We start from the raw sequence: 23,654 nt of genomic DNA, 5'->3' as shown, positions 1-23,654 counted from the left end.
GTGTAAGTATGACCTTATTAAGCATAGATTGGTTTTTTATAATTGAAAAAGTGCTCCTGATATCGGGAGTGCTGGTACTTTCACTGGTAGTGGCCATGTATTCTACCTGGGGCGAAAGAAAGGTAGCTGCCTGGATCCAGGACCGCTTAGGCCCTAACCGCGCAGGTTTCATGGGATTGCTGCAACCGCTGGCGGATGGTGGTAAACTCTTCTTTAAAGAAGAAATCATTCCCACCAATTCCAACCGCTTTCTCTTTATACTGGGTCCCTCCATCGCTATGCTGGTAGCCTGTATGACCAGCGCCGTGATTCCCTGGGGCGATTCGCTGGTAATTGCCGGCCGCACTGTTTCCCTGCAGATCGCGGATGTGAACATCGGGATACTCTTCATCTTCGGCGTAGTGAGTATGGGCGTATATGGTATTATGATAGGCGGTTGGGCATCCAATAATAAATACTCCCTGCTGGCCTCTGTACGCGCAGCTTCGCAGATCATTTCCTACGAACTGCCAATGGGACTGGCACTGATCGCATTACTGATGCTCACCGGTTCCCTGAGCCTGAAAGATATTGTAGAGCAACAGCGTCATGGTTTATGGAACGTGGTGTACCAGCCATTAGGATTTTTTATCTTCCTGGTATGCGCTTTTGCAGAATGTAACCGCGCTCCGTTCGATTTACCGGAAGCCGAAAACGAACTGAATGGTGGTTATCACCTGGAATACTCTTCCATGAAACTCGGTTTCTTCCTGTTTGCGGAATATATCAACATGTTCATCAGCTCCGCGCTCATCTCCACTATGTATTTTGGAGGCTACGCCTTCCCTTACATGGATAAACTGGGCCTGGATCCGAACATGGTGACTATCCTCGGGTTCCTGGCATTGTTTGTAAAAACACTGTTGTTCATTTTCTTCTTTATGTGGGTACGCTGGACGGTTCCAAGATTCCGTTACGACCAGCTGATGCGCCTGGGATGGAAGGTGATGATCCCGCTGGCACTGGTAAATATGTTGATCACCGGCGCCCTTGTATTGGCCCGTCAACACTAATTATTATCTGATCAAATACACACAGAACGTGTGGATTAAATAAAGCATTCATTATGCAAGCATTAACTAACAGGGCAAAAGCAGTAGACCGCCGGCCAATGACATTGGCCGAGAAGATGTACATCCCTGCTATTGCCAAAGGTATGGGTATCACTTTTAAGCACCTTTTTCAGAAGAAAGCGACTGTTAGCTTTCCTGAAAAAAAGCGTGATTTCAGCCCCGTATTCCGCGGGTTACATGTGCTGAACCGGGATGAGGAAGGACGCGAAAGATGCACCGCCTGCGGATTGTGCGCAGTGGCCTGTCCTGCTGAAGCTATTACCATGGAAGCAGCAGAAAGAAAAGAAGGGGAAGAGCACCTATACAGGGAAGAGAAGTATGCAGCGAAATATGAGATCAATATGCTCCGTTGCATTTTCTGTGGTTTTTGTGAAGAAGCTTGTCCGAAAGATGCTGTTTATATGTCTGAAACATTTGCCCCGGCAAACTATCAGCGTAAAGGCTTTATCTATGGAAAAGATGATCTGCTGATTCCTCATCCGAAAGAAGGCAAATAATATTATTCACAGCGCACATTTAGCTAAAAATACAATAGTCAAACATAGCAGAGATGGGAATGAGTATACAACAAATAATTTTCATGGTGCTGTCGGTCGTAGCGCTGGTATCAGCGTTGGGCGTGGTATTGAGTAAAAATCCTGTAACGAGCGTGTTGTGCCTGATCGTAACATTCTTTACCATAGCGGGGCACTACATCATGATGAATGCCCAGTTCCTGGCAGTAGTACATATCATTGTATATGCGGGGGCTATCATGGTATTGTTCCTGTATGTACTGATGCTCATGAACCTGAATGCTGAACTGGAGCCCCAGAAACGGAACTGGCTGAAATATGCCGGCGCTATCAGCGGCGGTGCATTACTGGTGGTACTGGTAGCTGCATTGCGCGATGCCAGCATGCCGGCCCTGAGCACAAATGCTACTGATATCGGGTTGATCAAAAACCTCGGTATGATCCTGTTCAAACAATATGTGGTGCCGTTTGAGGTGAGCAGTATCCTGTTCCTCAGTGCAATGATCGGCGCCGTGGTAATCGGTAAAAAAGAATAGCCATACGGATTGATGATCCGTAATTTCTAACTCGTAATTTATTTTATGCCTGTTCAATATTACATATTCCTGAGTATCGCCTTGTTTTGTATAGGTGTGATGGGTGTTCTGATGCGCAGAAATGCGATTATTATTTTTATGTGCATAGAGCTGATGCTGAATGCAGTGAACCTGCTGATGGTATCATTTTCCAAGATGTGGGCAGATGCAGGCAGGGTTGATGCCGGTTCTGCACAACTCTTCGTATTCTTTATAATGGTGGTAGCGGCTGCGGAAGTAGCGGTTGGACTGGCTATCATTACAATGGTGTACAGAAACACACACTCAGTAGATATTAACATTCTTAACAGGCTGAAAAATTAATAATTCTGCTTTCTCAATTATTAAATTTTTCGACGTCGTAAATAGAATTGATAAATGATTAATCTTGTTTGGCTGGTACCATTTTTACCATTATTGGGTTTCCTGGTGAATGGATTGGGACGCAGATTTTTATCCAAGTCCCTGGTAGGATTTGTTGGCAGCGGCGCCGTACTGGCGTCCTTTGTGATTAGCTTATTAATATTTCTGGAAGTTAAAGCCCCGGGATTTTCTGCACAAACAGTACACCTGTTTGATTTCATATCTGTAGGCTCCCTGCAGATTCCTTTCGCTTTCCAGGTAGACCAGTTAAGTGCCCTGTTCCTGCTGGTGATCACCGGCGTTGGTACACTGATCCATATCTACTCTACTTCTTACATGCACGAGGAGAGCGATGAGAGCTTCGCAAGATATTTCGCTTATCTCAACCTGTTCGTCTTTTCCATGTTAATACTGGTGCTGGGCGCCAACTACGTGATGATGTTCATAGGCTGGGAAGGTGTTGGTCTTTGTTCTTATCTCCTCATCGGTTTCTGGTTTAAAAATACCAGCTATAACAACGCTGCTAAAAAAGCATTCGTGATGAACCGCATCGGCGACCTTGGTTTCCTGATCGCCATCTTCTTTATGATCATGCAGTTTGGAACAGTTACTTTTCCGGAAGTATTTGCCAAAGCAGCGCCACTGGGTATGAACAACGGCATTATCACTGCTATTGCCATGCTGATGTTTGTAGGTGCAATGGGTAAATCTGCACAGATTCCTTTATACACCTGGTTGCCGGATGCAATGGCCGGTCCTACGCCGGTATCTGCCCTGATCCACGCCGCTACAATGGTTACTGCGGGTATCTACATGATTGCACGCAGCAACGTGATCTATACCCTGGCGCCGCATATCCAGACGGTGATCGCGGTTATTGGTCTTGCTACTGCCTTGTTTGCAGCTTCTATTGCACTAAAGCAGAATGATATTAAGAAAGTGCTGGCTTATTCCACCGTGAGCCAGTTAGGTTATATGTTCCTTGCCCTGGGTGTGGGCGCTTACGGAGCTGCCGTGTTTCACGTAATGACACACGCTTTCTTCAAAGCCCTTCTGTTCCTCGGTTCCGGTTCCGTGATCCACGCAATGGGCGGTGAACAGGATATCAGGAAAATGGGCGGACTCAGAAAATTTATGCCTACCACTGCCTGGACATTCTTTGTAGGATGCCTGGCCATTGCAGGTATTCCCGGTTTCTCTGGCTTCTTCTCCAAAGATGAGATCCTGGCAGAAGCGTTTGCCAACAACCCCGTTCTATATGTACTGGGGCTGATAGGTGCGCTGATGACAGCTTTCTATATGTTCCGTTTATATTATATCACCTTCAGCGGTAAATTCCGTGGCACGCACGAACAGGAGCATCACCTGCATGAAAGCCCCGCTGCCATTACCATTCCATTGGTGATCCTGGCGGTACTTTCCGTAATTGGCGGTTATGTTGGTTTACCGGAAGTTTTTGGAACAAAGAATATGCTGGCAGAATACCTGGCGCCGGTGTTTGCACCGTCTGCGCCTTTTGCTGTGGAACATCACTTGTCGCACAACACAGAATGGTTGCTGATGGGCGTGAGCAGTGTACTGGTGATTGTATTTATCCTGCTGGCACGGCAGAAATTCACGAAGTTTGAAGATGCAGGTCAGGAAAGCACTGGTTTGGCAAAAGTGCTCGAAAACAAATGGTATATAGATGAACTGTATGATACTATTATCGTAAAACCATTGTATGAATTGTCCCGTTTCTTCCGCGATGTTGTGGAAAAAGCAGGTATCGACAAACTGGTAAACGGTGTAGGCCGCGGCGTACAATGGGGTGGTCAGCAGATCCGCCTGGTACAGAACGGACAGGTAGGTTTTTACATCTTTGCGATGGTCATCGGTATGATCTTATTATTTGTGATCGGATTCTTATTATAAACCAATAGCAGAAGTTACAAGCGCAGATAAATTATGTTGACAGTTTTATTAATATTGATTCCTTTCATAGCGGGCCTTATTGCATTTGGTCTGAAGGGATCCGGGCCAAAAGTGCTGGGCATGATCTCATCGCTGGCAACAGTGGTGATAGCAATTGGATCGTGGTGCCGCTTTCGTACTGCTCCCGACAGCCTGAACTTTGTTGCCAACTGGATTCCGCAGCTGGGGAGTCAGTTCCATGTTGGATTAGATGGAATGGGTGTGATGCTTTGCTTACTTACAGCGATTGCTTCCCTGCTTGTTTTCATTACTATTTATAACCGCAACTACGAAAAGGCGAATGTCTTTTATGGTTTGATGTTATTATCGCAGGCCGGCTTAACCGGTGTATTCACCGCTTTTGATGCCCTGCAGTTTTACATATTCTGGGAACTGGCCCTGATACCTGTTTATTTCCTCTGCTCTTTGTGGGGTGGTGAAAAACGGATCGCCGTTACCTTTAAATTCTTTGTGTACACTTTCCTGGGCTCGCTGCTGATGCTGATAGGTATTATCTACCTTTATTCGCAAACCCCGGATCACTCTTTCAGCTGGGCTTCCTTCACCTCCATGCAGGTGAACCCGGAAGACCAGAAATGGCTGTTCTGGCTGTTCTTCGTGGCTTTTGCCATTAAGATGCCGGTATTTCCGTTTCACACCTGGCAGCCCGATACCTACGAGCAATCGCCCACCCCTGTAACTATGATCCTTTCCGGTGTAATGGTGAAAATGGGTTTGTTTGGCGTGATCCGCTGGCTGCTGCCGGTATTGCCGCAGGGTGCTGCTATGTGGTCTGATGTGGCTATTGTACTCTGTATCATCGGCATTATCTACGCTTCCTGCATCGCCATGGTGCAAAACGACCTGAAACGGTTAATCGCTTATTCTTCCATCGCCCACATCGGTTTGATGTGCGCAGCTATTTTCGCCAATAACGAACAAAGTCTCCAGGGGATCATGGTACAGATGTTTAACCATGGTATCAATATCATCGGCTTGTGGATCATCGTGGAAGTAATCCAGAACCGCCTGGGTATTAAGAACCTGGACCAGATGGGTGGCATGGCGCAGAAAGCGCCGCGGATGGCTATTTTCCTCGTTATTATCAGTTTGGCTAACATCGGTTTACCACTCACCAACGGTTTCATTGGGGAGTTCCTGATGTTCAGCGGGTTGTTCCAATATAATCACTGGTTTATGGCATTTGCCGGGTTAGGTATCATCCTTTCTGCTGTATATACCCTGGGTATGATTCAGAAGGTGATATTTGGCGAGGGAAATGAACTGACCGCCACTACTACAGATCTGCAGCCGGGTGAAACACTGGCTCTGAGCCTGGTAGTGATCATGATCATAGTGCTGGGCGTTTATCCCAAACCTATGCTGGACCTGGTGAGCGGCACATCTGAAGTGGTAAGTAAATTATTCTGATCTTCAGCTGTCAGCTGAATACCGGAATGGAAAAATTTGTAACGGGGTTTTGTAACGCAAAAATATGAATGCACTAATTTCTACTGCTTTATCGGGCGTTGTACTGATGTTTGTTGGTTTATTTGTACGCAATAAGCAGCATATTAAATTTTTTGCCATCGCGGCCATCCTCATAGCATTTATTGCTAACCTGGCGCAATATCCGGCTGTAGAGCATGGCGGGTATATCATGTATGGCATGATTGAAGTGACCAAATTTGGTGTGTTGTTCAATGCTGTAGCATTGGGTGCCACCTTGCTATATTTCCTGTTATCAGGCAGTGAGTTTGAAAAGGTAGGAGAGCATGTGGCCGATTATTTCGCCCTGATATTTTTTATACTGGCGGGTATTTCGCTGGCCACCTCATTCAGTAACCTGCTCATGTTGTTCCTGGCGATTGAAATTATGTCTATCCCGCAGTATATCCTCGCGGGGGCTGATAAGAAAAGCCTGAAAAGTAATGAAGCTTCCCTGAAGTATTTCCTGATGGGCTCTTTCTCTACCGGTATCCTGCTCATGGGTATTACCCTGATTTATGGCGCTGCCGGCACTTTCGATATTTCGGGGTTAGGACTGGGCGCGGAAAGCGTACATCCGTTGGCGTTATGCGGTATCATCCTGATGGTATTTGCACTTGCTTTTAAGGTATCTGCGGTTCCATTCCATTTCTGGACACCGGATGTATATGATGGTTCTCCCACTGTGTTCACTTCTTTTATGTCTACCGTTGTAAAAGCAGGTGGATTTGTGGCTTTTCTGCGGATGTTCCACAGCAGCTTTGCCGGCGGTAACATCAGCGAACACTGGACACTGATCCTTTCCATTATCACTGCTGCTACCCTTGTACTTGGTAACTTCAGCGCAGTATTCCAGCAAAGTGTGAAACGCATGCTGGCTTATTCCAGTATCGCACAGGCAGGCTTTATGTTGTTTGCCATAGTGGCAATGAACAACAGGGGCGCAGAAGGAATTATCCTTTACGCTGCTGCCTACAGCATTGCCACCATTGGTGTGTTTGCAGTGCTGATGAAGCTGAAAGACTACACCTTCGAAGGGTTCAACGGCCTGGCCCGCAAACAGCCTTTACTGGCCGGAGCGGTGGCAGTGTTCCTGTTTTCCCTGGCAGGTATCCCGGTAACCGCCGGTTTCTTTGCCAAATACTTTGTTTTATCTGCAGCTATTGAGCACGGTCATATTCTATGGCTGGTGCTTATCGCGGTATTGTGCGCTGCCATCAGCGTATACTATTATTTCCGCGTGATCATCGCCATGTATTTTAAACAGGGCGAACCGGAAGTAGAAGCTGTTTCCGGTGGCTTTAAAGCAGCCCTGGTGCTGGCTATAGCCCTGGTACTGGTATTGGGCCTGTTCCCTAACCTGTTATTATGCTGGCTGTAAAAGCTGTTAGCTTATAAATTAACCGGGAAGACCGAAGCGATTTAAATGATCCGCTTCGGTCTTCTCTTTTATACAACACGCCGTTCATCCCAAATTGAATGGATTAAATAGGTATATTACGTTAACTTTATAGGTAACCCGTTATTATGCAATCAAGAGATATTTTTTCCCTGGCATACCGTTCTGTAACCAGCAACAAGTTGCGCACAGGCCTTACTGTGTCTATCATTGCATTGGGTATCACGGTACTTGTAGGGATCCTTACGGCAATCGACAGCATGAAGAGCAGTATCTACAGCAGTTTTGCAAGTATGGGCGCCAACAGTTTCTCTATCCGTAACCGCGGGATGCAGGTGCATATCGGGGATGACGACAGGAAGGCTTCTAAAGGGAACAAGAATATAAAAAAGGTCAAAAAATCCAACAGCAATAAAATTATCCGTTACCAGGAAGCCGTGGCATTCCGCGACCGTTATACGTTTCCTGCTACTGTTAGTGTGTCTTTCCAGGCTACCGGTATTGCCACCGTTTACAAGGATGATAAGAAAACCAATCCCAATGTACAGGTAATAGGAGGTGATGAGCACTATCTCCAGATCTCCAATTATGAAATTTCACAGGGAAGGGATTTTAACCAGCTGGATGTACAATCCGGAAGAAATGTAGCGATACTGGGAGTTGATGTGGCGGAAAAACTCTTTGGCAAGCAATTAAAGAATATAGTGAATAGTACCATCCGGGTGGGGGATATCCGCTACCGGGTAATAGGTGTACTGGCGTCTAAGGGTAGCAGTAAAATGATGAGTGCAGATAACGTGGTGATCACCACGGTGAATAATACCCGCAGGGTATTTAACCGCCCCAATGCCAGTTACCAGATCGCAGTGGCCGTGAAAGATATTAAGCAGATGGATGCCGCCCAGGGGGAAGCCATTGGGCTTTTCCGCATTATACGGGGATTGAATATCAATGAAGAAGATAATTTTGAGATCAGCAAGAGCGATAGTATTGCAGAAATGCTCTTTTCCAGTTTGGGTAAGGTAAACCTCTTTGCTATTGTGATAGCTTTTATTACACTGTTTGGTTCTGCTATCGGGCTGATGAATATAATGCTGGTGTCTGTAGCGGAAAGAACGCGTGAAATAGGCGTTACCAAAGCACTGGGAGCTACTAGTCATGTGGTACGCACCCAGTTCCTGTATGAGTCCATTATTATCAGTGTGATGGGGGGACTGATCGGGGTATTTGTGGGAATGCTGCTGGGAAATATCGTTTCCGCCTTATTAGAATCTTCCTTTATTGTGCCCTGGTTCTGGATCTTTGTGGGGGTATCTATCTGTGCTGCAGTAGGGCTCGTTTCCGGTTTATACCCTGCCTATAAGGCTTCCAAATTAGATCCTATCATTGCCTTGAGATACGAATAATATTTTATTATCTTGTTGTTTTCCATGTTCATGTAAAACAACAGCTGTATGCCCTTATTAATTGTTATTGCGGCCATTCTTTTGCTGGTAATACTGGTTGCCTGGTGGCGTTTAAATACTTTCCTCTCTTTCCTTATAGTGTCTTTGCTGATGGGGCTTGCGTTGCATATGAACGTAACAGACATCACGCAGTCTATTCAAACCGGTATCGGTAAAACACTTGGCTCCCTGATTGTTGTCATTGTTTTCGGCAGTATGCTTGGAAAGCTGGTGGCAGAAAGTGGCGCGGGGCAAAAGATTGCCGGCGGTTTGATGAACCTGTTCGGGCCAAAGTATGTGCAATGGTCGCTGATGCTTACGGGTTTTATAGTAGGCATCCCTTTATTTTATAACATAGGGTTTGTATTAATGGTGCCCCTGATCTTTACAGTAGCGGCACGTACAAAATTGCCGGTAGTGTACCTGGGCATCCCCATGTTGGCGTCTCTGTCAGTTACACATGGGTATTTACCGCCGCATCCTTCTCCCACTGCTTTGATACAGCAGTTCCATGCAAATATGGGGCTTACTTTGTTATATGGCTTTATAGTGGCTGTTCCTGCTATCATCCTGGCAGGACCGGCGTTTTCACGTTTTCTGAAGCACTATACCAATCCCCCGGGGCAAATGTTTGTAGCGCCTCCCATTCCTGAAGAGCAGTTACCAGGCATGTTTGTAAGTCTTTTTGCCGCGTTGCTGCCGGTATTTTTGCTGGCCATTACCGCTATAATGAAATTATGGATACCTGCAGATACATTCTTTTTCAGGTTGGCTAACTGGCTGGGAGAGCCATTGATAGTGATGTTGCTGGCAGTACTTAACGGCATGTATTTACTGGGGTTGAGAAGAGGCATGCCCGCAAAAAAAGTAATGGTGGTAATGGATGATGCCGTACGCGATGTAGCCGTTATTATCCTGGTAATAGGAGGCTCCGGTGCGCTTACGCAATTGCTGCACGACAGTAAGGTTAGCAGTTACATTGCAGCCACATTGCAGAATATGCACCTGCACCCGTTAATACTTGCCTGGGGAATAGCCGCCATCATCAGGGTGTGCATTGGATCTGCAACAGTGGCAGGCCTCACCACTGCGGGAATTGTTGCGCCAATGATAGCTGCTTCCGGTGTAAATGCCAACCTGATGGTATTGGCTACCGGCGCGGGCAGCCTGATGTTTTCACATGTAAATGACGCCGGTTTCTGGATGTTCAAGGAATACTTTAACTTAACTGTAAAAGATACGATCAAAACCTGGTCGGTAATGGAAACCATTGTGTCGGTAACCGGATTGATAGGATGCCTGATCTTAAGCTTGTTCGTATAACTTCAAAGAATACACGTAGTTAAAAAAATATTTCTTATGGAATGGTACCGGCTTACAAATATAGCGCAGGTTGATTCTCCGGCGATTGTTATTTATGAAGACAGGATAAAGGAGAATATATCATTGTTAAAAACAATGATCGACGACGTACAACGTTTACGCATACACGTAAAAACGAGTAAGATCGCCGAAGTGGTGCAGCTGATCATGGAAGCAGGAATAACAAAGTTCAAATTTGCCACCATTGCGGAAGGAGAAATGCTGGGGATGATAAATGCAAAGGACGCATTAATGGCATATCAACCGGTAGGACCAAAGATAGTACGTTTACTGGAGCTGGTGCAGAAGTATCCGCAAACTGCGTTTTCATGTGTTACAGATAACGTTGATGCCGCGCTGGCTATCAGTACGGTTTTCTCCGCGCAGGGCCGTCGTTTGCCGGTGTACCTGGATCTGAATGTCGGGATGAACCGGACTGGTATTAAACCCGGGCGGGAAGCGCTGGAACTGTACAAATACCTGGATACATTACCAGGTGTGGTACCGGTAGGGCTGCATGCCTACGACGGTCACCTGCATGATACGGATATGGATATACGAAGGGAGCGCTGCGATGCAGCATATGCACCCGTTGCCGAATTGGCGGAATCTATTGTAAATAATGGTTTCCCACAACCGGAAATTGTTGCCGGCGGCACGCCTACTTTTCCGGTGCATGCGGCAAGAAAAGGTGTTACCTGTAGCCCCGGTACTTTTGTTTTCTGGGATGCGGGTTACGCGGCGCACCTTCCGGAGCAAGCCTTTAAATGGGCTGCACTGGTGATCAGCCGTGTGATTTCAGTGATTGATGATGAGCATATCTGTATTGACCTTGGTCATAAATCGGTGGCAGCAGAGAACCCTCAACCGCGGGTACAATTCCTGAATGCACCGGAGGCCATACCTGTATCACAAAGTGAAGAGCACCTGGTATTGAAGGTGGAGAATGCTGCCTTATACCCGGTAGGTACCGTGTTTTATGGGGTGCCAAAACATATTTGTCCCACGGTGGCATTATATGAAAAAGCCTACGTAGCTGCGCATAACGCGGTAATGGCGAACTGGCGCGTAATAGCGCGCGACAGGCAAATTATCATCTGAAGAAAACACAAACGAAAAAGCTATTTAAAGGAATTTTAAATAGCTTTTTTGTTTAGTAATATAATTGCGATAAAACGTTTGTATCATCAAAGGTTTTGGGCTTTAATCCCAGGAACTCTGTGTATTGTGAAAGGGTGAGCAGTGGTTTCAGTTTTGCATGTAATCCATTCTGCATACTGTTCATCTTGGTGGTATATGCTTTCAGGTTGCTTTGCTGTAAGGGTTGGATATTGACTTTTTGCCGCAGGTAATTGGTCACTATATTGAGCAACCGTGGTTTCTGTGCATCTGTCAGCATCAGTGATTTATCCAGTTTACTGACAATGGAGCTGGCAGTACCTTCTATATTCATGGTGGGCGCCTGGAATGCCGTAGTGATGGATGAAGGCGTAGCAAAAGCCGTATAGCAACAAGCCAGTGCCATTAATAAACCAACGGTGAACAGTTTTTTCATGAGGCGTGGATTTGATGTTGTTGATCTCTCTAAATATACTGAATACTGTTATTGCATCACCATTTTTACATAGCGTATTTGTGTATTTCCTTCTTCATCGATAGTAATGTATTCAGACAGAACGGTTTTGTTATTGATCCAGTGTACAAGGCCGGGGCCCCAGTCGTCAATACTGGCTTCTCCCACTGCTTTTATGTCGTTACCATTTACTGAAAACAGTTGAAACCCATTCGGGTCAAAGGCGGCTACCAGGTCCATTGACGCGGTGAGGATATATTTTTTATCCGGTGAAATTGCAGGGGCAGACCAGGTCACCATGGAATCGCCATTCAGGACATTCACCAGCTCGAAGGCGCTGCCTTCATAGTACGAAACAAAAAAGCCTTTTCTTTTAATTGAAGGATAGTTGCCGGCATAGGTGTAACCTATATAATCCTCCCCATCGCTGTTATTATTGGCCATGATCCTTTGTTTTCCATTTTCCAGCCGGATGGTCAGTTTATTACCTTCTCTTTTCACAAGGGTATCTTTTGCCAGCACATCTGTTTCGTTGGAATCAACAGGTGCCAGCGGAAACTTATCGAAATCTGCTTTTTCGATAAAGTATACGAAGAAAGTTTTATTACCCAGCTGAACAGTATCGTCAGGAGTATTATTAATGGCAGGAGGTGTGGAATCGTTGGCAGCGGTGCTGGTTTTATCTGCTGTTTTGCTTTTGCAGCTCAATATTAGTATTGTGCATACACACAGCAGAAACCATAACTTATTCATCATCTTTTTGTTGCGTTTGAGTATACAAATGTAAGTAATTAGAATTTCGAAAGAGGCTCAGCGGGAGAGTCTTTCTCCATCTGCTTTGGTTAAAGTAAAAAAGAAAAGATACCCGGTAAGGGCACCGCTTAAAAAGCCCGCCAGGTGCGCGGCATTATCCACACCTTGTGAAACTGCGGCGGCAATTATATTCAGCGCTATAAATAAGCCGATGTAAGCCAGGAATGCCTTCCGTATCTCGCCAGGGAAGAGAGGAGTGGTTAGCAGCGCCAGGAATACGCCGTAAATACCAAAAATAGCTCCCGATGCACCCACACCTACTGCGCTTTTATGATACCAGATGCTGACATAGTCGGATATTAATCCTGTGATCACATAGGCCAGGCCATAACGGAAACTGCGTAATACCGGTTCCAGGAATATGCCGCCAATAAATAGTCCCAGCATATTTGTAAAAAGATGTACAAGCCCCGCATGGAGGAACATACTGGTAAACAGCCGCCAATACTGATGTTGCCCGATGGTAAGTGACCAGTAATTGGCACCGGCATGCAGCAGATGGGCTCCATCCCCCCACCATATATCCATTCCTGTTAGTATGGTGTAAAAAAACACCAGTGCGTTTATGCCGATCAGCGCCAGCGTAACCGGCATCGCCTTTAATCGGTCTGTGATTTTCATCTCCTAAAAGTTAATGAAAAAACACCAATTACGCACTATTCATATTGATATTGAAGAGCAAAATGATTATCGCTTCCAAGTTTCGTAAAACCTTCGCTGTGTAAATGTACCCATGCGCCTGCAGGATACTGCCGGCCCCCATTGTAATAGTAGGCATACTGAACAGTGGTGGAGCGTTCGTATTCCAGCAAATGCTCCTGGCAGCGGGTCTTTTCTTTTTCAGTGATCTTTACAAGAAAAGGATTGCGCGCATTCAGGTGTAAAAAAGCATCCGACAGATCACCCTGTGGAGAGGGATTTACTACAGGCGCTACTGCATGGCTGAGCAGCAACTGGTTTACCAGCGGGTGCAATGGATTAATGGAATCGTCACATTCGTACTTCGCGGTTCTTAAAGTGATGAGGGTATCTTCTTTTTTACCGGCGAAACTATCTATGCAGATGTCTTTTCGGACAGGATGCTCCGAATCATAATTCCAGCTCACCGCCTGGGTGGAATCGGAATACTTCATGGCGGCGGGTACGCCGTTCTTCCAACGTATATTCGCCACGCGCAGGAGGCGTTCGCGGGCGTCAAAATACTCTACTGTGGCAATATTGCCATCATTATCCCAGGAAGTTACCCTGGCGCGTTCTTTTACTTCGGTGATATTATTTTCCCGGTTGAATAGTATCATCCCGGTGATCCGGTGTGAGCGATCATAGGAAAAAGTACTGATGCTGGTATCGTCCTGTTGCCGGTGATGAACCAGTTCGGCCAGATTGCCTTGCTGGTCGTAACGGAAGATATACTGGGGGATATTATCGCCCTGGATACTGATGGCGGTAAGCCGGGGAAGCCCCGGGCGATGATTCCTTGTACTGCAGGCAGAAGCCGTAACAATGATAATAAAGAAGCAAATAATATTTCTCATACTCATGGCGGAATATGGTATGAAAATACTAATAAGATTTGAGTTTTTGGAGGGTGGAGCTGCTGAGGTTACAGAAGGGGGAAATGATGCGTATTCTCCAAAAAAAATCCCCGGCTGATTCAGCCAGGGATTCTCTTTTTTCCAACAGGTTGGAATATTACTCAGCAACCACTTCAAATTCCAGTTCGGTTTCGTTGCCTTTACCGAAATCGAGGCGTGCTTTGTATGTACCCAGTTCTTTTACATCATCCAGGATGTGGATGCGGCGACGGTCAATTTCATAACCTTTCTGTTCTTTAATTGCACGGGCAATCTGAACACCGGTTACGCTACCGAAGATCTTACCGGAAGTACCGGTTTTAGCGCCAATTTTAACAGGAGAAGCTTTCAGTACTTCAACTACTTTCGCAATTTCAGCCAGCAGTTTCTCTTCTTTCACTTTCTGCACTTTCAGGCGTTCCTGCAGTTGCTTCATGTTAGAAGGACTCGCTTCTACCGCAAATTTCTGGGGAATCAGGAAGTTCCTGGCGTAACCATTTTTTACGTTAACCAGTTCATTCTTCTGACCCAGGTTATCTACGTCTTGTATTAAGATAATTTGCATAACTTCTTACTTTAAAAGGTCAGTAACATAAGGCAATAAAGCCATTTGACGAGCTTTCTTAATAGCCTGGGCTACTTTACGCTGAAATTTCAGGGAGTTACCCGTAATACGACGTGGCAACATCTTGCCCTGGTCGTTCAAAAATTTCTTCAAAAACTCCGCGTCTTTGTAATCTACGTACTTGATGCCCAACTTCTTGAAACGGCAATATTTCTTCTGACGTTTCTCAGTTTTTACGGCTGTTAAGTACTTGATTTCTTGTTTAGGTTTAACTGCCATAATTTTAAGCTTCAGTGGTTTTAGATTCAGCATTCACGCCATGTCTTTTGCGACCGTTGTAAGCAACAGCGTGCTTATCCAGTGCAGTAATCATGTGACGTAATACATTTTCATCGCGATTCAGCTGGATTTTCAGCTTCTCATTGAGGTCGGATGGCGCATTGTATTCCAGAACAACATACATTCCTGTAGTTTTTTTCCGGATAGGATACGCCAGTGATCTTAATCCCCAGGGATTTTCGTGCGTGATTTCGCCGCCGTTATCTTTAATGATATCAGCGAACTTCTTTTGGGCGGCTTTGTAGTCGTCCTCAGAAAGCACAGGGGTAAAGATCACCATCAATTCGTAGTTCATAATTCCCTGTTTTAAATGGTTTAATTAAAAAATTAGGACCGCAAAGATACAGAACTATTCCTTATTTCCACGCAGGAACGGCCGATTTCCCTAAATATCTTGTCTTTTATCAAGAATAATGCGTAATTGGTTGATAACCAAATGTAAGAAGCCGTCCGGTTTCACGGAACGGCTTCTTTTTGCATGGTTTTTTCAAAAAAAGCTTAACGGTTAATGAGAATCTTTGTTACCTGCACCTGCTCGCCGGACTGTATCCTCAGGAAATAGATACCCGATGGCAGCTGGTCAACAGCTATGGTCCTGTAGTTCCGGCCTTTAATCAGCGCGGTTCTGCCCTGGTAGCGAACCCGGCCCTGTACATCTATCAGCGTCACGCTGGCATCGCCGCTGCGGGGCCAGTCGAGCCAATACTGCAACTGTTGCCCAAATATGCACCATAACAATTTCAGCCAGGAATCCCGGCCGGTAACCAATACCATTTTAACCGGACTGTACCTTACAGTGCTATCCAGGCCGGTTATTTTTAAACGGTAGGCAGAAAATCCGGGCCATGGCCGCTCATCATAGGAAATATAATCAGATCTTTCAACACTGCTGCCCTGCGCCATCACTGTATCCACCGGCTCATAGGTCCGGAGGTTCCGGGAACGCTCTACCACAAAATTACTGCTGTTGATTTCATAAGGAGTATGCCAGCTAACCAGCACTTTGCCCCCGTCGGCCTTTGCATCAAAGTTTTCTACCGGTAACGGGTTGGCTAAAATACCCAGGTTATAGCGGCTCAATACGGGGTAATGATCTGTGGTAGTAGTACCGTAACTGCTTACCAGCCCGGCCACTTGGGTTTGGATCCGTGCAGATGCCGGTAAATACGCAACGCCCACTTCGTTGGAACTGATCACATTATCTATCACCGATGCATAACTTACCGTAGAACGCTGGCCGGATAAGCTTAACGGCAGGGTCAGTGGCCGGTAATTAATGCTGTCGCGGATAAAGTCGATATAAGAAGTGGTGGTATCCGGCAATAATTCTGTCGTAATTGTTTTGGACAGATCATCATTAAAATCTCCCAGCATAATAAGGTTACTGTACGGATATTGCAGATCCAGTGTGTCTTTCAATTCCTTTAGCCCGTCTTTACGCCTGTTCCAGGAGGCAATCTTTTCCGGCTTGGTACCTGTATTGGCCTTGGCATGTAACAAAATGAACCGGATCCGGGCGGAATCATTACCCAGTTTCGCGGTAGCTTCCATTTCGTAAGGGAACCTGCCGGACGACCAGTTATAGTAAGCGTTACTGCTACCACCCTGTCGTAATATACCATAGGTGCTGATCTTCCTGATGACAGCGGTTTTATATACAAATGCCAGTTTCTGCGCTGCTACGTAATCAACGTCTGTGGTGCTATCGGCATAGGAGCCAAAATCAGATAATACATAGTTGTATCCTGGTAACTGGCTTACCACTGCGCGGAAACGGGCAGTATCCACCACTTCAGCCAATGCAAAAATGTCCGCATCCAGCTTTTTAAGGATAGTGGTTACATTGGCCTGCTGCAAACTGTCGTTGGCCGGGTTCTGAGCAGGGCTTCCAAACCATTCTATATTCCAGTTAACCACTTTCAGTGACCGTAATGAAGTGCCGCTGAGGGCAACAGAACGGCCAGCGAACCCGGTGGAATTAAATGTGAGGTTACCGCTGTAAGCCTGGTCAGCAGCTGTGGGCGCGAACTTCACCCATACTTCTTCCGGACCTTCGGTCAATGTTGCAGCGGTAAAAGTTAACTGGCTGCCGTAACTACCGCTACTGTCTGCCGATACTTTGAAACCGGCGGGGGCGGTGATTTTCAGATCTCCGGTAAAATCATTGGCCCAGAAGCTGACGCGTTGCGCTTCTGATGTTTGTCCTGATTTGACATAATCAAAATCAATGGCGGCGGGGCTGTTGTTCAGGCTGGGCGCCGGCGCTGCGGTGGTATCTGTAAGACTGAAATCATCAATGGTCCATCGTGCGGCCTGCACAGCCGGGCCTGAAGTATAAACAAAGGCAATATAAACTGCAGATTGCTTGTAGGCAGCGAGATTAATACCGGAAGACAAGGTCCACACATCGCTGGCAGCTTCAGGGAAACGGCCGTTCAGTGTTGTCCATGTAGCGTTGCGGGGATCGCCGCTGCCGGAGTAATTGGTAGAAACACGCAGGCTGAGTGCCGGTCCGGCAAACGCAGTTCGGCTGGAGAATTGCAGCAGCGGAAACTGCATTCCTGTAAGATCGAATGCAGGAGATATCAGCCAGTCTTCATTTTCAACCGCACCTCCGCTGTAACCGTTTATCTGTACACCATTGGTGTTTTGCTGTCCGAAATTGGTACAGCCCCAGAACTGTGCACCAGTCACACTATATTGAGTAAAACCTCCGCTCAGCTGGCTACTGCCAACCGGCGTACAGTCGTTGAAGTTATAGCTCAGCTCCTGGTTCCCTGTAGTAAAATGCCATTGTGTGGTATCTGTGATCCCGGCAAAGTCGTTATCCGACAGGTCCTTCACGATCCCGCTATCCAGTGTAATATAATAATGATGGTGGGGTTGCAGGATATGCTTCAGTGTAAGCGTGTTATTATTGATAATAACTGCGCTGCCGGTTACCGGGAAGCTATCTGTTATCCCGCTGTTGCTGTTGTGCAACCTGATATACCCGTTGCCTGCTTTTATATTTTCGCTGAAAGTAATTTCGGGAGATATAACAGGCGATACATCTACAGCTGAATTAGCCGGTTCCAGGGAGCTGATTACCGGCGGAGTGGTATCCCGGCCACTTCCCGATGCAGCTATATTGTCAACCGCAAATCCCGGCCTGGAGCCGGCACCGCTGATCTGACGGTTCACCCAGCGCAGTTGTACTATTGCCTGGTTACTGCATTCCGGCGGCAGTGTTATCAGCACGTTCACCAGATGTTGAGGTACGGTAACACCGGAACCCGTTTGCTGGATAGTGTCGTTCTGGTAAGTAGTTTCACCAATACTTGTGAAGGTACCGGCAATGCCTATACGATATTGTACCACTACCTCATTGATCCTGGTGTTGGAATTGCCATCGTAAGGATTCCTGATGGTCATAACGTCGTAGGCTAAACGCACATTTTGCTGACCGCTGGTATTAAGGGATAGTACCAGTGAATTGTCGGCGCTGCCACTGTTTAAGAATCCCAGTTTGCCGGCATAATTATAAACACCATTGGCGGTAGAGGACGCACTGCCGCTTATCAGCGGCTTGTCCGAAGCAGGGGCAGCCGTATTAAAACTACCCGATGGGCTGCCGCTCAGCAGCCATCCCTGCCATCCTGCGGGATATACCGTAGCAGACGAGGGCAAGGCATCGAAATTCTGTTCATAAGGCAAGGGCTGCGCCGCCGGATTGGTTTGGGCGCCCGCATTGCCGCAAACAAGAGAAGCAATAAGTAATAAAGAAAGTAGAGGTTTTTCCATAGTAATTTTTGAAAAATGGGGAATCAGATTTCGGTATAATAAATCTACTGAATAAACCGTTGCCCTGGATTTTTCAGATATGATTATTTTGTTAATTTGAAGGAAATGTAACATGGCCCTTTTTTTACATTTGTTTTGAAGCTGCCCTTTTTACAGCATTTCTAACCGGAGATAACCAATCCGGGCCGGATATTTCCCATCCTGTTTGCATTTTATGGTTTTGAGAGGGGTTACTTGCCATCTTGTCAGCCTTAGTCCTGCTGGCATACACTTTGGAAAAGGTCTGTAAAAAAATCAGATAATCAATGCAAAAAGGTGCAATACGTGTTCAGACAGAGAACATCTTTCCGATTATAAAAAAGTTCCTGTATTCAGATCATGAAATTTTTATCCGCGAACTGGTAAGTAACGCCGTGGATGCTACCCAGAAATTGAAAACCCTGGCCAGTGTGGGAGAATTCAAAGGAGAGCTGGGCGACATTGCTATTGATGTAAGAGTAGATAAGGAAAAGAAAACCATTACTATTGCAGATCACGGTATCGGTATGACTGCTGAGGAAGTGGATAAATACATTAACCAGGTAGCCTTCTCAGGTGCGGAAGAATTTCTGAAAAAATATAAAGGACAGGAGAACGGCACTAATATCATCGGGCATTTTGGACTTGGATTTTATTCATCGTTTATGGTGAGCAGCCAGGTGGAAATCTTCTCAAAATCATGGAAGGAAGAAGCGCCTGCCGTACGTTGGGAATGCGATGGAAGCCCCGAGTATGAACTGGAAGAGATCAGCAAGACCGACAGGGGAACAGAAATTGTAATGCACATCAATGAAGAAAGTGAAGAGTTCCTGGAAGATGGACGTATTCGTACCATTCTCGAAAAGTTCTGTAAGTTCCTGCCTGTTCCTGTTACCTTTGAAGGCACACAGATCAATAATACTACTCCGGCCTGGACAAAGAAGCCAAGCGAATTAACTACAGAAGATTACCAGAATTTCTACAAAGAATTATACCCGTTTGCGGAACCTCCTTTATTCTGGATCCACCTGAACGTCGACTATCCGTTTAATCTCACCGGTATCCTTTATTTTCCGAAGATCAATAAGAGTTATGAAATGCAGAAAGATAAGATCAATCTGTATTCCAACCAGGTGTATGTAACAGATGAAGTGAAGGACATTGTTCCGGAATTCCTGATGCTGCTGCATGGTGTGATCGATAGCCCGGATATTCCGCTGAACGTTAGCCGCAGTTACCTGCAGGGCGATCCTAATGTGAAAAAGATCAACGCGCATATCACAAAGAAAGTAGCGGATAAACTGGATGAGATATTCCGTAACGACCGTGCTTCCTTTGAAGAAAAATGGGATTCCATCGGCCTGTTTGTCAAGTATGGTATGATGACCGACGACAAGTTCATGGAAAAGGCCAATAAATTCCTTATCATGGAAGATGTGGATGGTGGTAAATTCTATACGCAGGAAGAATACCGCACCGCCACCGCAGCACTGCAAACCAATAAGGAAAAGAAACTGGTGATATTGTATGCTACTAACCCGGTACAGCAGGACAGCTATGTACAGGCAGCAAAAAATAAAGGATTTAAAGTAGTGAAGATGGAAACGTTGGTGGATGCGGCATTCATCAACAACATGGAAATGAAATGGGAGAATATTTCCTTTACCCGTGTAGATGCAGATATTGCTGATAACCTGATCGATAAAGAAGAGAACACGACTACCGTATTATCTGCTGAACAGGAAAGTACATTGAAGGAGCTGTTTGGTAACCAGGTAACGCAACCCAATATTAAGGTAGAAATGAAAGGGCTCAGCGCTGAAGCACAACCGGTAATTGTAACCCGTCCTGAGCTGATGCGTCGTATGAAAGATATGGCGGCTATGGGCGGTGGCGGAATGAACTGGTATGCAAATATGCCCGATGAAATAAATATGACCATCAATGCAAACCATCCGGTTTATACACAAATCCTGAAAGAAAATGACAACGCGTTGCAGCAGAAGCAGATAAAGAATCTGGCGGACCTGGCATTATTATCGCAGAATTTACTGACGGGCGCGGATCTCACTGCATTTGTGAACAGAAGCGTGGAATTGATGGGCGAAAAAAAGTAATAACACTACACAATAAATAAATTGACAGTATTTATTCTTTTTAGTTTTTATTTGTAGCGGGATGCCCATCTGAATAAAGAAACTGAAGGAAGAAAATATTGTAAAAACCTGTCCTCCGGCTCATGCCGGGGGACTTTTAGTTTGTAGTAGTTATATGAAAAAAAGAGCAATTAAAATTTTGTGCCATGTCTTTGTGCTGAGTGCGCTCGCACTTTTCTCCTGTTCAAAAACTGAAACGGCTAACCCGGTACAGGTTAATCCGCCGGGAGACACCATACCGGTTAATCCACCGCCGGCAGCCGGAGATACGTTCCCTCCACAGCAAACAGGTATCACTGTGCGAAAGATAGACACCAAAGGCGGGAATATCAGCAATTATGTGCTTTATATCCCTGATGGTTATAATGAGAAGAAAGATTATAAATGGCCCATCGTGATTTTTCTTCATGGAGTGGGGGAAATGGGGAATAATATTGATGTGATAAAACAGGCGGGACTGGTAAAAGTAGCAGCAGGGAAACCGTTTGTGATCATAGCGCCGCAATGCCTCAGCGGTTGGTGGAACCCGCAATATCTGGATATCTTATATAAGGAAGTGGTTAATAAATATCATGTGGATCCTATGAGGGTATATCTTACCGGGTTGAGTATGGGTGGTTATGGGACCTGGGACTGGAGCTCCGCACATCCTGAAAAATTTGCCGCCATTGTTCCTATCAGCGGTGGGGGAGATATAAACCGGATGAAGAATCTGAAAACTATGCCTATATGGGTTTTCCATTCGGCAGATGATCCTACTGTAAATGTGGAGAATTCACGTACCCTGGTGCAGCAGTTGAGGGCCCTGGGGAATAATGTGCAGTATACAGAATATCCAACCGGCGGGCATGATGCCTGGACAAGAGCATATGCTAACAAGGATCTTTACACCTGGTTGCTGAAGCAGCATAAATAAACGAAAGAAGCTGTCTCATAAATATTGAGGCAGCTTCTTTCGTTTATAATAATATTTCCGTCAATTTGATTTGAAAATTAAAAACCAAGGGTTCGCCAGCCATTTTAAGCAGCCTTCTTACGAAGATTATGTGCTAATGCTAATAATCCGGCTTCAATACTCACTTTGTCCAGCCCTCGCATCATAAATCGCTTAAATAGGTGATTATGCTTGATATTAGCAAAAACAGGTTCGGTGTCATGGCATCTTTGCTTACGTTTTTCGATGCCCCGCTTGGTTTTCAGCCTTTTTTCTGCTCGCCGTTTTAAGCGGTTTAAATTGTGATTTACCTCGATTATTCGATTCCCTTTTTGCCCATGGCAATCACTCCGTAATGGACATCCATTACATTTTCCAGCTTTATACCTGGTGATGGTTTGCTTAAAGCCAGCCTTAGTAAGATGCTGGTGACTACCAATATTTTTCATCGTTTTCCCAGACGGACAGATATATTTGTCTTTTTCCTGATCATAGGTAAGTTTATCTGTCCTATATGGGTTTTTATTCCGGCTATTTCCATGTTGATCACGGTCAAAATGATTATACTTTACATAGGCCGTAATACGTTTTTTTTCAAGCCATTCGTAGTTTTGTTCACTTCCGTATCCTGCATCAGCCGTGATATTGGAAGGCATTTTCCCATACTGGCGTCTAAATATATTCAGATGCCCCTGCAGGGTATTGGTATCAGTGGTATTCTGATGAAGACTGTAATTGACAATGTATTGGTTATTAGTGCTTATCTGTAGGTTATATGCTGGTTTTAATTGTCCGTTTTTCATATGATCTTCCTTCATTCGCATAAAAGTGGCATCTTCATCTGTTTTGCTATAGCTGCTTCTGTCATCCCCCATTATGTTTTCCTGTTCGGCATAACGCGCTAGTGCAGAAGGCCAATTTTTCTTAGCATAGTTTAATCTCTGCCTTATTTTTTTATCTATTGGTTTGTCTTTTAATGCCTCATTTATCGTGGCTATTGTTTGCTCAATTTTTTCACTGGCAATTTTATCAAAGCCCGATGGATCGTGATCGTCATCTAACTCGGCAGCAGCAATAGATTGAGCGTATTGCCATAATTCATTCAGCTGCTGCTGCATTTTTGCCTTGTTGTTTTTTATGGAATTGCCCCATACAAAAGTGTATCTGTTTGCATTGGCTTCTATTTTTGTGCCGTCGGTGTAAAGTTCTTTCAAACTCAAAACTCCTTCTTCACATAATAGTAATACTACCTGCGTAAAGATAGGTTGCAAGGTTTTTTGAAGACGTTGGCCCCGGAATCGGTTAATTGTATTGTGATCGGGCTTACTCATGCCACTTAACCACATAAAGTTGATATTCTGATGAAGGGCTTCCTCTATCTTGCGACTACTATATATATTATTTATATATGCAAAAACCAGTACCTTCAGCAACATTCGGGGATGATAGTTACTTGCCCCTCCTGGTTTATACTGCTGCATTAACTGCCCAATGTCTACTTTGTCCAGAATATCGCTGACTACCCGTACAGGGTGATTTTGAGCCACCAGCTCACTTAAATCAGGAGGTAGGAGCATTCCCTGATACTGGTGATTGCTCTTAAAGGACACTACTAATGATTTTCCTCTTGCCATAAATTAAAAATAGGCAATCATTTTGGCTGCAAATACCCCAAAATCAAAATATT

Annotated in this window: 21 protein-coding genes; 12 read left to right on the top strand and 9 right to left on the bottom strand. The window is 45.4% G+C overall.

The features are described from left to right. Positions 1-8: 8 nt before the first annotated feature. The 10 genes from nuoH (at position 9) to FN124_RS05600 (ending at position 11,313) form a co-directional block, all read left to right on the top strand. Positions 9-1,052, top strand: coding sequence for an NADH-quinone oxidoreductase subunit NuoH (gene nuoH / locus FN124_RS05645; protein ID WP_185937102.1), 1,044 nt, complete (start codon positions 9-11; stop codon positions 1,050-1,052). 53 nt (positions 1,053-1,105) lie between these two features. Continuing rightward, positions 1,106-1,609, top strand: coding sequence for an NADH-quinone oxidoreductase subunit NuoI (gene nuoI, locus FN124_RS05640; protein ID WP_142683778.1), 504 nt, complete (start codon positions 1,106-1,108; stop codon positions 1,607-1,609). 59 nt (positions 1,610-1,668) lie between these two features. Beyond that, the gene (locus tag FN124_RS05635; RefSeq protein WP_142683777.1) at positions 1,669-2,163 is read left to right on the top strand and encodes an NADH-quinone oxidoreductase subunit J family protein; all 495 of its coding nucleotides are present in this window, start codon (positions 1,669-1,671) and stop codon (positions 2,161-2,163) included. 45 nt (positions 2,164-2,208) lie between these two features. Next, on the top strand, positions 2,209-2,526 hold the full coding sequence (gene nuoK, locus FN124_RS05630) for an NADH-quinone oxidoreductase subunit NuoK (RefSeq protein WP_079469422.1): 318 nt from the start codon (positions 2,209-2,211) through the stop codon (positions 2,524-2,526). Between the two features lie 54 nt (positions 2,527-2,580). Continuing rightward, a complete protein-coding gene (gene nuoL / locus FN124_RS05625; protein ID WP_142683776.1) occupies positions 2,581-4,479 on the top strand; it encodes an NADH-quinone oxidoreductase subunit L in 1,899 nt (632 codons plus the stop codon). 33 nt (positions 4,480-4,512) lie between these two features. Further along, the gene (locus FN124_RS05620) at positions 4,513-5,949 is read left to right on the top strand and encodes a complex I subunit 4 family protein (protein WP_142683775.1); all 1,437 of its coding nucleotides are present in this window, start codon (positions 4,513-4,515) and stop codon (positions 5,947-5,949) included. A gap of 64 nt (positions 5,950-6,013) precedes the next feature. Then, a complete protein-coding gene (locus FN124_RS05615; RefSeq protein WP_142683774.1) occupies positions 6,014-7,387 on the top strand; it encodes an NADH-quinone oxidoreductase subunit N in 1,374 nt (457 codons plus the stop codon). 146 nt (positions 7,388-7,533) lie between these two features. After that, positions 7,534-8,811: an ABC transporter permease gene (locus FN124_RS05610; RefSeq protein ID WP_142683773.1), complete on the top strand. Its 1,278-nt coding sequence runs from the start codon at positions 7,534-7,536 to the stop codon at positions 8,809-8,811. A gap of 48 nt (positions 8,812-8,859) precedes the next feature. After that, entirely contained in the window at positions 8,860-10,173 is a 1,314-nt protein-coding gene (locus FN124_RS05605) for a gluconate:H+ symporter (protein WP_142683772.1), read from the top strand. 36 nt (positions 10,174-10,209) lie between these two features. Then, complete coding sequence (locus FN124_RS05600; RefSeq protein ID WP_142683771.1) at positions 10,210-11,313, top strand: D-TA family PLP-dependent enzyme; 1,104 nt, start codon at positions 10,210-10,212, stop codon at positions 11,311-11,313. A gap of 52 nt (positions 11,314-11,365) precedes the next feature. On the opposite strand, the gene FN124_RS05595 is transcribed toward FN124_RS05600, so the two are convergent. The 8 genes from FN124_RS05595 to FN124_RS05560 all read right to left on the bottom strand — a co-directional run bounded on the left by FN124_RS05595 (position 11,366) and on the right by FN124_RS05560 (position 18,859). Then, positions 11,366-11,767, bottom strand: coding sequence for a hypothetical protein (locus tag FN124_RS05595; RefSeq protein WP_142683770.1), 402 nt, complete (start codon positions 11,765-11,767; stop codon positions 11,366-11,368). A gap of 48 nt (positions 11,768-11,815) precedes the next feature. After that, on the bottom strand, positions 11,816-12,493 hold the full coding sequence (locus FN124_RS05590) for a hypothetical protein (protein WP_142683769.1): 678 nt from the start codon (positions 12,491-12,493) through the stop codon (positions 11,816-11,818). A gap of 102 nt (positions 12,494-12,595) precedes the next feature. Continuing rightward, positions 12,596-13,219 carry a rhomboid family intramembrane serine protease gene (locus FN124_RS05585; protein WP_142683768.1) on the bottom strand — a complete coding sequence of 208 codons (624 nt, stop codon included), beginning with the start codon at positions 13,217-13,219 and terminating at the stop codon, positions 12,596-12,598. Between the two features lie 35 nt (positions 13,220-13,254). Further along, the gene (locus FN124_RS05580) at positions 13,255-14,133 is read right to left on the bottom strand and encodes a hypothetical protein (RefSeq protein WP_142683767.1); all 879 of its coding nucleotides are present in this window, start codon (positions 14,131-14,133) and stop codon (positions 13,255-13,257) included. A 157-nt stretch (positions 14,134-14,290) separates the two neighbouring features. Beyond that, positions 14,291-14,737: a 50S ribosomal protein L9 gene (gene rplI / locus FN124_RS05575; RefSeq protein ID WP_106527275.1), complete on the bottom strand. Its 447-nt coding sequence runs from the start codon at positions 14,735-14,737 to the stop codon at positions 14,291-14,293. A gap of 6 nt (positions 14,738-14,743) precedes the next feature. Next, positions 14,744-15,016 carry a 30S ribosomal protein S18 gene (rpsR, locus tag FN124_RS05570; RefSeq protein ID WP_079470050.1) on the bottom strand — a complete coding sequence of 91 codons (273 nt, stop codon included), beginning with the start codon at positions 15,014-15,016 and terminating at the stop codon, positions 14,744-14,746. Between the two features lie 4 nt (positions 15,017-15,020). After that, positions 15,021-15,371, bottom strand: a complete 351-nt coding sequence (gene rpsF, locus FN124_RS05565) for a 30S ribosomal protein S6 (protein ID WP_260607339.1) — start codon at positions 15,369-15,371, stop codon at positions 15,021-15,023. Positions 15,372-15,574: 203 nt separating this feature from the next. Beyond that, the gene (locus FN124_RS05560) at positions 15,575-18,859 is read right to left on the bottom strand and encodes an Ig-like domain-containing protein (protein ID WP_185937101.1); all 3,285 of its coding nucleotides are present in this window, start codon (positions 18,857-18,859) and stop codon (positions 15,575-15,577) included. Positions 18,860-19,164: 305 nt separating this feature from the next. Here FN124_RS05560 and htpG point away from each other — a divergent pair, with 305 nt between their 5' ends. Beyond that, entirely contained in the window at positions 19,165-20,994 is a 1,830-nt protein-coding gene (gene htpG / locus FN124_RS05555) for a molecular chaperone HtpG (protein ID WP_142683764.1), read from the top strand. Between the two features lie 154 nt (positions 20,995-21,148). Next, positions 21,149-21,949 carry a carboxylesterase family protein gene (locus FN124_RS05550; RefSeq protein WP_142683763.1) on the top strand — a complete coding sequence of 267 codons (801 nt, stop codon included), beginning with the start codon at positions 21,149-21,151 and terminating at the stop codon, positions 21,947-21,949. Between the two features lie 104 nt (positions 21,950-22,053). Here the strand turns inward: FN124_RS05550 and FN124_RS05545 are convergent, their stop codons facing one another. Beyond that, complete coding sequence (locus FN124_RS05545; protein WP_142683762.1) at positions 22,054-23,601, bottom strand: IS1182 family transposase; 1,548 nt, start codon at positions 23,599-23,601, stop codon at positions 22,054-22,056. Between the last annotated feature and the right edge of the window lie 53 nt (positions 23,602-23,654).

This window comes from Chitinophaga polysaccharea, assembly GCF_902150045.1.
In the GTDB taxonomy this organism is placed as follows: Bacteria; Bacteroidota; Bacteroidia; order Chitinophagales; family Chitinophagaceae; genus Chitinophaga; species Chitinophaga polysaccharea_A.
Note: the sequence above shows the minus strand (reverse complement) of the source record. Positions and strands in the feature narration are given on the sequence as shown.